The 12378-nt window shown below is 43.0% G+C and carries 10 protein-coding genes and 1 pseudogene; 6 read left to right on the top strand and 5 right to left on the bottom strand.

From position 1 onward, the window contains the following. Positions 1-24: 24 nt before the first annotated feature. The 6 genes from M72_RS00580 to M72_RS00555 all read left to right on the top strand — a co-directional run bounded on the left by M72_RS00580 (position 25) and on the right by M72_RS00555 (position 5880). The gene (locus tag M72_RS00580; protein ID WP_022046772.1) at positions 25-720 is read left to right on the top strand and encodes an L-ribulose-5-phosphate 4-epimerase; all 696 of its coding nucleotides are present in this window, start codon (positions 25-27) and stop codon (positions 718-720) included. Between the two features lie 199 nt (positions 721-919). Then, on the top strand, positions 920-1462 hold the full coding sequence (locus tag M72_RS00575) for a Uma2 family endonuclease (protein ID WP_022046773.1): 543 nt from the start codon (positions 920-922) through the stop codon (positions 1460-1462). A gap of 125 nt (positions 1463-1587) precedes the next feature. Then, the gene (locus M72_RS00570) at positions 1588-2373 is read left to right on the top strand and encodes an endo alpha-1,4 polygalactosaminidase (RefSeq protein ID WP_055066804.1); all 786 of its coding nucleotides are present in this window, start codon (positions 1588-1590) and stop codon (positions 2371-2373) included. Positions 2374-2588: 215 nt separating this feature from the next. Then, the gene (locus tag M72_RS00565; protein WP_055066803.1) at positions 2589-2879 is read left to right on the top strand and encodes a hypothetical protein; all 291 of its coding nucleotides are present in this window, start codon (positions 2589-2591) and stop codon (positions 2877-2879) included. Between the two features lie 245 nt (positions 2880-3124). Then, positions 3125-3682, top strand: a complete 558-nt coding sequence (locus M72_RS00560) for a TetR/AcrR family transcriptional regulator (RefSeq protein WP_022046775.1) — start codon at positions 3125-3127, stop codon at positions 3680-3682. 230 nt (positions 3683-3912) lie between these two features. Next, a complete protein-coding gene (locus tag M72_RS00555) occupies positions 3913-5880 on the top strand; it encodes an oleate hydratase (RefSeq protein WP_055066802.1) in 1968 nt (655 codons plus the stop codon). An 83-nt stretch (positions 5881-5963) separates the two neighbouring features. Here M72_RS00555 and M72_RS16160 read toward each other — a convergent pair. The 5 genes and pseudogenes from M72_RS16160 to M72_RS00530 all read right to left on the bottom strand — a co-directional run. After that, positions 5964-6404: pseudogene (locus M72_RS16160) on the bottom strand (AIM24 family protein); the annotation flags it as partial. Between the two features lie 131 nt (positions 6405-6535). Then, complete coding sequence (locus M72_RS16660; RefSeq protein WP_070103550.1) at positions 6536-8539, bottom strand: cellulase family glycosylhydrolase; 2004 nt, start codon at positions 8537-8539, stop codon at positions 6536-6538. 296 nt (positions 8540-8835) lie between these two features. Then, positions 8836-10098 (bottom strand): FKBP-type peptidyl-prolyl cis-trans isomerase, encoded by a 1263-nt coding sequence (locus M72_RS17440; RefSeq protein WP_055066801.1) that lies wholly within the window; start codon positions 10096-10098, stop codon positions 8836-8838. A 111-nt stretch (positions 10099-10209) separates the two neighbouring features. Next, a complete protein-coding gene (locus M72_RS00535) occupies positions 10210-11487 on the bottom strand; it encodes a sensor histidine kinase (protein WP_022046013.1) in 1278 nt (425 codons plus the stop codon). A 2-nt stretch (positions 11488-11489) separates the two neighbouring features. Then, positions 11490-12203, bottom strand: a complete 714-nt coding sequence (locus tag M72_RS00530; protein WP_022046012.1) for a LytR/AlgR family response regulator transcription factor — start codon at positions 12201-12203, stop codon at positions 11490-11492. Between the last annotated feature and the right edge of the window lie 175 nt (positions 12204-12378).

Raw genomic sequence — 12378 nt, 5'->3', positions numbered from 1 at the left:
GTGGATATAGAAAGGACAGAAAGCATGTTAGAAGAATTAAAAAAACAGGTTTACGAAGCAAACATGGAATTGCCGCGCAGAGGGTTGATTACTTATACATGGGGCAATGTCAGCGGGATTGACCGTGAGAGCGGCTACTTTGTCATCAAGCCAAGCGGTGTGGATTACGATAAACTGACACCAGACGATATGGTCGTTATGGATTTAGAGGGAAATAAAATCGAGGGTGATTTGAAGCCATCATCCGACACACCAACCCATCTCGAACTGTACAAAAAGTATCCGGATATCGGCGGTATCGTACATACCCATTCTCCGGAGGCTACTTCTTGGGCACAGGCAGGAAGGGATATTCCGCTTTACGGAACGACTCATGCGGATTATTTCTTTGGACCGATCCCATGTGCACGCAGTCTCACACCGGAAGAGATTGACGAGGCATACGAGACCAACACCGGAAAAGTCATTATTGAAACCTTGGAGACAAGAGGGATCAACCCGGTTTACACACCTGGCGTGCTCTGCACGAACCATGGTCCATTTACGTGGGGCAAGGATGCGGCAGAGGCAGTGCACAATGCCGTTGTCTTAGAGGAAGTTGCAAAGATGGCAACCCGTACCGAACTGATCAATCCGAAGGTGCAGCCGGCACCGGATTGTATCCGCGATAAGCATTTCTTCCGCAAGCATGGTGCGAATGCTTATTATGGACAGAATTAAACAATATTTTTATGGTAATATTCTCAAGAAAAGAGAGGGATACTTTTTTAGAAAAGCCCCTCTCCTTTTTCTGTGTAAAATAGACGATTGCGAAAATGTATAGAGAAAATATAATGACATGTGTTGATGAAAAACGAATCTTTCAGTATACTATATTTAATTGGATGTATTGGGTAAATAAAAGCAGGAGAGAAAGCGTATGCCAGTAGCAGAAAAATATTCACACACAACGGAAGAAATTTATGCATTGCCGGAAGGAAAACGTGCAGAACTGATCGATGGACAGATTTATGATATGGCACCTCCGGGCAGAATTCATCAGGAATTGGTGCAGCAGTTGAGCCGTACGATCGGAAATTATATTGCGGATCATAAAGGAACCTGTAAAGTATATCCGGCACCGTTTGCGGTGTTTTTAAATCAGGATGATAAAACATATGTGGAACCGGATATTTCTGTGATCTGTGATAACGGAAAGCTGGATGACAGGGGCTGTAATGGGGCACCGGACTGGGTGATTGAGATTGTATCACAAAGCAGTCAGAGGATGGATTATCTGACAAAATTGTTCAAATACCGTACTGCAGGGGTGAGGGAATATTGGATCGTAAATCCTATGAAACGTACGGTACTGGTATATTTGTTTGGAGAAAATGAGGACAGCACGCAGTATTTATTTGAAGATGAAATTCCGGTGGGAATCTATCCGGATTTTACAATGAGAATTTCAGAATTTGTGTGAACAGTATCCGTAATAAGCATTTCTTCCGCAAGCACGGTGCGAATGCTTATTACGGACAGCAGTGAAAAATTTATGATGGGGAATGCCTGATCCCGGTAATTGTGGGATTTGAAGGCTCTTGAAGTATGAAATGTAAATCAGGTAAAAACAGGGGAAAAAGAAATGCCTGTCTCTTTTTGGGGATTTTGTCGCTGGTTACGGTAGTATTGTGTCTTTCGGTATCATGTAATGCCGATAGAAGGAAGGCACAAAAATACGAGTATGGAGTATTCTTAAATGCAGACCGTACAGCAGTTCCAAAATTAAAAAATTACGAAACTGTTGTGATTGATGCACAGTATTTTTCGAAGAAAGATATCAGAAAATTACATGCAGGCGGTACAAAAGTTTACAGCTATCTTAATATTGGCTCTGTCGAAAATTTTCGGCCATATTATAAAACATACGAGCATCTGGCAATCGGGGATTATGAAAACTGGGAAGAGGAAAAATGGGTTAATGTTGCGGATAAAGACTGGCAGGAATTTATGGATACATTAGCCGGAAAATTAAAGAAAAAGGGAGTGGATGGCTTTTTTATTGATAACTGTGATGTATATGATTATGCCCATAAAAAGGATATTTTTGATGGGCTGACGGTGATTTTAAAGAAAATCCGGGCAATGGGGAAGCCGGTAGTGGTCAATGGAGGAGATATCTATGTGACGGCATATCAGTCCCGTTTTGGTTCTGCTGCGGATATTATGACGGGTGTAAACCAGGAGTCGGTGTGGAGCAGGATTGATTTTACAACCAAAACATTCCATACGCAGAAAAAACGGAGCGGGAGTATTTCTGCCAGTATCTGCAGGCATGCAAAGCGGATGGAATGGATGTTTATCTGCTGGAATACACGACAGACCATAAACTGATCCGCAGGATTAAGAAGTATTGCAGGAAAAAGAAATATGATTACTATATTGCGGATTCGCTGGAGCTGGGTATTTAATACAATGTGTTTTTAAATTTGACTTTAAAAAGTAGATATCATACAATTACATTGTTGAAAAAATGCTGCTGGTACAGCTGGAAGAACTTCATAAAGTTGTCACCGCGGTTCCAGTGAAATAACAGGAGGATTAGAACCATGGGAGTACATTCCATAGATGCAGAGGATGATCAGTTTGCGTATCGTTATGATACACAGTTACTGATCGACAGAAGAGACAGGGATCTTGACGAGGATGAGATCGCAGATTACATCACGGAAAATTTTGAGGGAAACAGTCTGATTGCGGCTGGAGATGAGGATCTGGTCAAGATTCATTTCCACACCAATGAGCCGTGGAAAATTCTGGAATACTGCAATACGGTTGGAGAAATTTATGACATCGTGGTCGAGGATATGATCCGGCAGGCAGCAGGGCAGCAGGGATAAAAGGCAGAGCGTCCGATACAGAATACTATAGTGTAACGCTGGAAATGAAAAGAGGTGCTGTCGCATCAGTAAATGATTGATATTTACTGGGCGGCAACACCTGTTTTCTTTTGATGCCATGAAGTATAGAAGGCCTTCCTTAAATGAACTTTAAAAGTTTTAGACTATTTAGAAAAACTTTATTTGTCCCTGTAATACAGCTGCGTTACAATAAATATATACAAAGGGCGGATGGAGGAAATGATATGGCAAATACAACCAAGCTTGCACTTGAAGCATCTTTAAAAGAACTCCTGCGGACAAAACCGATTGACAGGATCACGATCAATGATCTGACGGAACATTGTGGCATCAGCCGTATGACGTTTTATTATCACTTTAAGGATATTTATGATCTGGTGGAGTGGGCATGTGTGGAGGACGGAAAGCGTGCGTTGCAGGGCAAAAAGACATACGATACGTGGCTTGAGGGAATTGCGCAGATATTTGAGGCAGTATTGGAAAACAAGCCATTTATTATGAATGTATACCATGCGGTTGCCCACGAAAAAGTGGAGCAGTATCTGTATAAGCTGACGTATGAACTGATCGTAAATGTCGTGGAAGAAAAATGCAAAGGTATTGCGATTGCAGACGGGGATAAACGCTTTATTGCAGATTTTTATAAATATGGATTTGTGGGAATTATGCTTGACTGGATCGACAAGGGCATGCAGGAGGATTACCATAAGATCGTTATGATGATGGGGACAGCACTCGATGGGAATATTGCGCGGTCGATTGAGAATTTTAAACAGAAATAAAAATTAATCAAAATGCCTGAAATGATAAAAATTTTATCATTTCAGGCATTTTGTAAATGGTATCTTTTCACAGAGATGGTAAGATAACCATATCGTATTTGTTCCACAAATGATCTGTCGTGTTACAGGTTTTATGATTTTATGGGAATTGGTTTTGAAATGAATCAGAAACCTGTAACGAAGAAACACTAAATGAGAAGTATCCCAGAAATCAGAAAGGAGATTTTTCTATGTCAAATAAAAATAAGAAATTAGGACTTGGAATTGCAGCAGTTGCAGCAGCCGGTGCAGGACTTGTATATGCTGCACAGAAAACCAGCCAGCAGAAAGTAAAGAAGATTGCAAAGGCAGCACCACCGGTTGATTACCGCAACACCGAGCGCGGAAAATATGAAAAAAACAGCAAAGGCATTTATTACACCAATGGAAACTATGAGGCATTTGCCCGGCCAAAGAAACCGGAAGGTGTCGATGACAAAAATGCATACATTGTAGGAAGTGGACTTGCAGCACTTGCAACGGCATGTTTTCTCGTAAGAGACGGGCAGATGCCAGGTTCCCATATTCATATTTTAGAGGCAATGGATGTGGCAGGTGGTGCCTGTGACGGTATCTTTGATCCGACCCGCGGCTATGTGATGCGCGGTGGCCGTGAGATGGAAAATCATTTTGAATGTCTGTGGGATCTGTTCCACAGCATTCCATCACTGGAAATCGAAGGGGCATCCGTGCTGGACGAGTATTACTGGCTGAACAAAGAAGATCCAAACTATTCACTTTGCCGTGCAACCGAAAACCGTGGTGAGGATGCACATACCGATGGTAAATTTAATCTGAGTCAGAAGGGCTGCATGGAAATCATGAAGCTGTTTATGACAAAGGATGAAGATCTGTATGATAAGACCATCGAGGATGTGTTTGATGAGGAAGTTTTTGACTCGACCTTCTGGCTATATTGGCGCACGATGTTTGCCTTTGAAAACTGGCACAGTGCACTGGAAATGAAACTGTATTTCCAGCGGTTTATCCACCATATTTCCGGACTGCCGGATTTCTCTGCACTGAAATTTACACGCTATAACCAGTACGAATCCCTGATTCTTCCGATGAAGAAATATCTTGAGGATGCCGGTGTGGAGTTTCAGTTCAATACCGAAGTAACGAACGTTATTTTTGATATCAAAGATGGAAAGAAAGTGGCAAAAGCCATTGACTGCAAAGTAAAAGGTGTAGAGACCGGAATCGTCCTGACGGAAAACGATCTGGTATTTGTCACAAACGGAAGCTGTACCGAAGGTACGATTTACGGCGATCAGAACCATGCACCAAACGGTGATGCCGAAGTGCGGACCAGTGGCTGCTGGAGCCTGTGGAAGAACATTGCAAAACAGGATCCGGCGTTCGGACATCCGGAAAAATTCTGTTCCGATATTACAAAGACCAATTGGGAGTCGGCAACCGTTACCACATTGGATGACAAGATTCTTCCATATATTGAGAAGATCTGCCAGCGTGATCCGCGCAGCGGAAAGACGGTTACCGGAGGTATCGTAAGCTGCAAGGATTCCAGCTGGCTGTTAAGCTGGACGATCAACCGTCAGGGACAGTTCAAGGAGCAGGACAAAGATAAAGTCTGCGTATGGGTATATGGTTTGTTTACCGATGTACCGGGTGATTACATCAAGAAGCCAATGAAAGAGTGTACCGGTAAAGAGATTACAGAAGAGTGGCTGTATCATCTGGGTGTGCCGGAAGATCAGATTGAAGATCTGGCAGAGCACAGTGCTGTCTGCGTACCGACCATGATGCCGTATATCACCGCATTTTTCATGCCAAGAACAAAGGGAGACCGCCCGGATGTCATTCCGGATGGCTGTGTCAACTTTGCATTCCTCGGACAGTTTACCGAGACGCCGAGAGATACCGTATTTACAACCGAGTATTCGGTGCGTACCGCTATGGAAGCCGTTTATGGACTGCTTGGTGTGGATCGTGGTGTGCCGGAAGTCTGGGGCAGCGTCTACGATGTGCGTGAGCTTCTCGACAGCAGCGTAAAGCTGATGGATGGCAAGTCCCCTCTGCAGATGAATCTTGGACCGCTTAATGTGATCAAGAAACCGCTTCTTAGCAAGATCAAAGGAACGGTGATTGAGAAGCTGCTGCGGGATCATGATGTGCTGCGGGATGGTATGATTTAAAATATTTCTGAATAGTTACAACATTTCATAAAAGAAAAACCGTCTGAGAATTTTGCATAATGCAGATTCTCAGACGGTTTTGGTTATTCATAAATTCCATTTACAGTTACTTTAAATGTTGCTTCTTTCCCATTCAATTCATCGTTACCATAGTTCTCCGGGAAGGTAACTTTCACTTCTACTTTATCCCCCGGATGGGCACCGATCAACTGATCCTCAAAATCATCAATGTAGGATCCGGAACCAATGGTCAGATCGGTTCCTTGTCCCTGCGTATCTCCACCGAATAATCCGCTTCCGAATCGCTTCTGGAAAAAGATGGACATTTCTACGGAAGCACTTGAAGCCAGGAATGCACTCTTCTGTGCAATGATTTCCTGTCCCGGTGCGATTTCAAATGCACGAATAGATCCCGGAAAACTGGATGCGAATGCAATCAGTCCGTTTCCGTTTCTTGCTGTGTAACGGTTGACAAACATGCTCTCGCCGGAAAAAGCGCGGCCAAACATTTTGCCGATTCCACCTCGAAATCCGCAAATTTTCTGCGTTTTCGCAGCAAATTGCTACTTTCTCGGTGTAGTGCGGGTCACTAAGGTATACATCGAATTGCATGCAAGCATGCATCGATGATACCTTTTGACCCTTTAATCATCATTTAATATATATAGCAAACAGAATAAACAGTTATGTTACCTGATTTTGCACTTACGTGAACCTGATCCAGTTTTCCAGAGAAATCACTGGTACCGAATGCAGATACACAATTGTCATAAGAGCATTTGATGTAACGGTGTCCGTTTGCGGAACCGGATTCGCTGATGGAAACCTTTGCCCAGGATGCACCGCCAGACCAGCTCTGTAAGATTAACTCTAAATCATCTTTGTTACCATCATATTCTACGTAGAAGCAGCCGCCTTTTTTCACGTCACTGCCATTGAAGCTTCCACCATTTTTAGAAGTCATAACAGATACTGCCTGATTCCAGTTGCTGGAAGACTTAGAACCCCAGAACAGAGACTTATAGTTTGAAGAACTGCTGCTTGAGCTCGAAGAGCTTGAGGAGCTGGAACCTGAAGAACTGGAAGATCCAGAACTTGAGGAACTGCTGGAAGAAGCTTTCTCTAAGTACCATAACTGGTTCTTTCCACCTAAGTATGACCACTGGCTTACGTTCGCACCGTTTGCTTTACTCTTTGCATAAACATCAAGGCAGGAGTAGCAATTGGACATTTTTGTTTTAATGATGTATGCATCACCGGATTTTACGAACTGGAACTTCTGGCAATCACCACCGTGGTAAGACCACTGTTGGATGTTAGTTCCATTTGATGTTCCCCAGCCGCTGACATCCACACCGCTCTTGTATTTGGAGCATGCAGTAAGGATAGAGTAATATCCATTGCCGTCATTTACTAATTTGAACTTCTGGGCATTTGAGCCATTGTACTGATACTGCTGTACATTTGTACCATCAGAGGAAGAACCGTTTACGATATCGAGGTATTTTCCGCTGTTTGCATTCTTAATATAGTACACACCATCTAATCCGCTGGTGTTGTAATCGGTACTGCTGGAGCTTCCAGAACCTGAACCGGATGAACTTGAACCAGAAGAGCTGCTTCCAGAGGAGGAGCTTCCGGAAGAACTGCTGGAAGAACCGGTAAATACGGTACATGTCTTGGCAGTTTTGCTGATACCGTTATCGCCATAGAATAAAGTGTTTCCCCAATCAGAGAGACTGGAGCCGTCGAAAGAATTTGCAAGATCCAGGTACTTCCATGTATCGCCATTTCCTTTCCATGACCATCCCATGTATCCGACACCTTTCTGCTGGCTGTACTGCATGATTGTGTATTCGTCGACATCACCATTGGTATGTTTAAAACCAAACTCACCGATTGTCAGAGGAGCACCGGTTGCAAGTGCGTTATCGATATTGGTGCGGACAGTATTTGCATCGCTTCCGGCATATTCATACATATGAATCGAAAACATAATATTGTTATCAGAATCTGCCTGGATAACGGATTTTCCATAATCTTTGATGGAATCCGGATACTGGCCCCATCCGGCACAGTCAACCATTAATAAGTTATGGATTCCGGCATTACGCATATTTTTGATTGCGGTTTTGTAACCGGATGCCCAGGCACTTCCGTTCCATGTGCCGTACCATTCGTTTGCAATGTTTACGATCACATATTTCTTATTTGCAGATAAGATGGATTTCATTTCTTTCCAGTAATCAACTGCTGCATTCAGATCCGATGTACTGTCAGAACCGGTTGCATCATGGACTTCTACGATGCAGACAACTTTGTTCTGTTTACATACATCAATGATGTGCTGTAATTCGGAAGCAGATGTCTTTGTGTACTGTTTTCCGTTCGAACATACAATTCGTACACAGTTGGCACCTTTGCTTGCGGCTGCCTTAATGGAAGTATCGGTCTCGCTGGTGTACCAGGCGTGAGCGATGTTGACACCTCTCATAACAAATTTGTTGCCATTGGCATCATACACACTGGTTCCGCTTATATAGAAGCCATCAGATGCTGCTTTCACTGTCTGTGGAGCCAGTGGAATTAATGTGCAGATCATCACGAGTGTCAGTAGAAACCCCATAAGTTTCTTTGTCAGTTGTTTTTGCTTTCTCATACTACACCTTTTCCTTTCATGATTAAAATTTTTAGTTTTTAACACCTTGATTTAGCTTAATTATAGGCACTGAAAAATTAATATTCAAGTTAAATAAAGACTAAAAAATATCTTCGTGAATTTGTGCTGAAACAGGTCATCGAAAATTGGAGAAAATGATTATTGAGAAAAAATGGGATGGTAAAACCGACACAAAAAACAGGAAAGCGGTTGTGCAAAATGCACAACCGCTTTCCTGTTTTTTGAGAAAAACCGTCTGAGAATTTTGCATAATGCAGATTCTCAGACGGTTTTGGTTATTCATAAATTCCATTTACAGTTACTTTAAATGTTGCTTCTTTCCCATTCAATTCATCGTTACCATAGTTCTCCGGGAAGGTAACTTTCACTTCTACTTTATCCCCCGGATGGGCACCGATCAACTGATCCTCAAAATCATCAATGTAGGATCCGGAACCAATGGTCAGATCGGTTCCTTGTCCCTGCGTATCTCCACCGTCAAAAGCCTTGCCATCAATATAACCGACATAATCAATGTTTACCTTGTCACCGTCTTTTACCGTCAGGCTGGAGTCTGTGCTGTAATCCGTTTCCGTGGAACTGCTGGAGGATTCGGAGGAATCCGATGCAGAGGTTTCCGTGGAAGTGCTGTCTGCTTCGGTGGAACCGGTCAGGGAAGCGGATGAATTTTCCGTGGTTGTCTCGTTTTTGTTGTCTGATTTTTTGGACGAAGAGGATGCCACACAGATTGCGATTGCCAGAATTGCCACACAGGCAATTGCCACACCGCAGCCAATCATCTTTTTCGATGGAGCTTCTTTTATTGACGGGTGTGTCTTTTCATAGAGGGCTTTGGTCAGTTTGGCAAGCATCTTTTTATCTTCAATCTGCATCAGGCTGCCGCGACGGTTTTTACTGTATTTGTTTTCTTTGATGCGTTCCTCCAACCGGTCAATGACGGTTTTTCCGGAAGCATTTTTCACATACAGGTCAAAGCCGCTGGCGGAAAGATAATCCAGTTTTTTCTCACAGTCCGCAGATATGGCAGCAAGAAAATACAGCTGCACCAGATCCGTGCCGGACATCGTACCGGCAGGAATTTCTTTTACTGTTTTTAATACATCCAGAGAATATTGTGCAAGTTCCGGATAGCGTTCTTTTACCTTCTTTTGTTCAATTAAAATATGCAGCATACTGATGCAGCCACATGCGCATGCAAGTGTAAAAAGTGTATTGCAGACATCATCATCCTGAAGCAGAAACTGTTTTCGGAATTTTGTCAGGCACTGGTTGACAAATACTTTGCTTTGTGAAGAGTCGGACTGATTACAGAAAATTTCCGGATCAAGGAAATTTTCCTGCCTGGCAACAGACTGCAGGATCTCCATATTCTGCAGAGAAACCAGCTGCTGATAGGTAGCAGTTTTTTCATCTTCCGGAATATCTTTTAAAATACCGTGCTGGATCAGATATAAAACTTCTTCGCGCTGATAGGTGCGGATGGCACGGTTTAAGTTTTCTAAAGTAAGTTCCGGCTTTTCTTTTTTATTTTTTCCCATAGGTAATAACCTCCGTTTCAATCTGGAGATATTTTCGTATGAAGTTGTGTCTATTTGATGAAAATTGCGGGGAGGACACAAAAAGTTCACGAATCGACAGAAAATCAGATGTTACATGGAAGCCTGAAACCGGAATTCCCCATGATCTGCAAAGAATCCATAGACACCATGGTATTTTTCGACAACAGAGATCATGCTCTGTACGCCGATGCCGTGGTTGACGGAACGGGATATCGGAATATCATCTGCAAAAACGACAGGTTGTTCATAACTGTTTTTTATCTGGATACATAACTGTGTATTTTTCTCATATACCTTAAGTGAAATATAGCGTTGGGACTGCGGGTTCATCTGCTGGCAGGCATGAAGTGCGTTTTCAAGTGCATTGGCAAATAAACTGCACAGATCTGTAATCTGAAAGCGGGAAAATTCGGTCGCAGTAATGGAAATCTGCATTGGAATGTGGTTTACGGCAGCCTGATTGGCGTAGGAGGACACAATCAGATTGACCGATTCGTTGACACAGTAGCGAATGACAGAACTGTGTTCAAGATTGGTACAGATTTCGTGGATGTAGGAAGTCGCTTCTTTTGGGTTATTTTGATCCAGACAACTCTGGATGAAATTCATATGGTGTCGCAGGTCATGCCGGTAAATGGCTGCCTGCTGCTGGGAAGCGGAAAGCTGGGCAATTTCTTTCTGTGCCTGTGTGGCAGCCGTAGTAAGCAGAATATTTTCCCGTTCTGCTTTATTTTTTTCACTTGAAAATTTAAGCGAGAGAACAGACAGAATAAAAAAGGATACGACAAGAAAACTGTCCATAAAGTCAATAACGACTGCACCGCCCGTGTAGAGCAGATCCGTGTAGACAGTAAACGTGTATTCCAGGACATAGTATACCAGCGGAAGCAGGAAAAACAAAAGCAGTGTCGTGCGGCTTTCATATTTCAGCCGGATGATATACGGTGAGACAAACCGGATCACAAGAACAAGAAGCGGAATGGTAATAATGATGGAGGCAATGTTCGATACAACGGGATTTCTGTCAAAAAAGAAAGCAACAAAGGTGCCAAACCATTTGCGTGGCGTGCACAGCAGATATGCAGACAAAACGGAGATGGCAGAGATTGACAGATTCCGGTGAAACCGCAGGAAAATTAAGGCAATCAAAGGGATATGGATCAGAAACGGATAGCATTTGTAAAGCACCGACTCCCCCATGATCAGATAAAAAAGAAGCTGGGCAATACCAAAGAAAAAAAGCGTCAGGACATAGACACGCTTATGATCGCAAAAACCGATGTCGGCAAGATACAGTGCCGCCACGATGCCGAAAAATAATACAAAAGCATAATTAACTAAAGAAAAAACGGATGAAAGTTCAGGCATAATCATTCCTCCATCTGGAAAGCGAGATAATGTTTTTTGATATCGGCAACCCTGCGCTGTGCAAGCGGAATGTTTGTGCCGTTGTGAAGACACATATCCATTGTGCCGATCGAGCGGATATAGTTCATATTTACAAGGAACGAGCGGTGTACCTGAATAAATTCCCGGTGTTGCAGCAGGCTGTTGCATACGGACGAGAACAGTTCTGTGCAGACAATCTGTTCCCTTCCACTCGTATAGTAGATAACTTTGCGGTTCTGGGCTTCTACATAGATCAGTTCGGACAGGGGAACTTTATGTACGCCAATCCGGCTTTTTAGTACAAGAAAATGCCCCTGTTCCTGTGTTTTTACCCGTAGGATGTCATCCATGGCAGCAAAGAAAGCGTTGGAGGATACCGGCTTCATCAGATAATTGGTGGCCTTTACCGTATAACTTTCCACCGCAAAATCCGATGAGGTTGTAAGAAAAATAATATCGGCAGCATGGTCGAAAGTACGGATTTCGCGTGCAAGCTGCATGCCGGTCATATGTGGCATGAGGATGTCTAGCAGATAAATGTCGAATCGTTCCTTTGATGCCTGCAGGGCAAGTTCACAGCTGCTGTGATATTCTTGATAGGTAAACGGAATATTGTGAGTTTTCTGATAACTGTCCAAAAGCGACCGTATGTTGGACAATTCCTTCTCATCGTCATCACATAAGGCAATTTTCATAGGGAATCTCCTTCGTTTTCAATACATTTATTATACCGTAGCATCGGACAAATTACTATAGAAATCTGCTGTCATTCACGTAGAGAGAAAAAAGGGGGCTGTAAAATAAGTCCCTAATATAAGAAACGCCAATTCCGGCAAATGTCGGTTTTGGCGTTTCTTTGTATTAACTTTT

This window comes from Roseburia faecis, from assembly GCF_001406815.1.
Classification (GTDB): Bacteria; Bacillota; Clostridia; order Lachnospirales; family Lachnospiraceae; genus Roseburia; species Roseburia faecis.
This window is presented reverse-complemented; position numbering and strand designations above follow the sequence as displayed.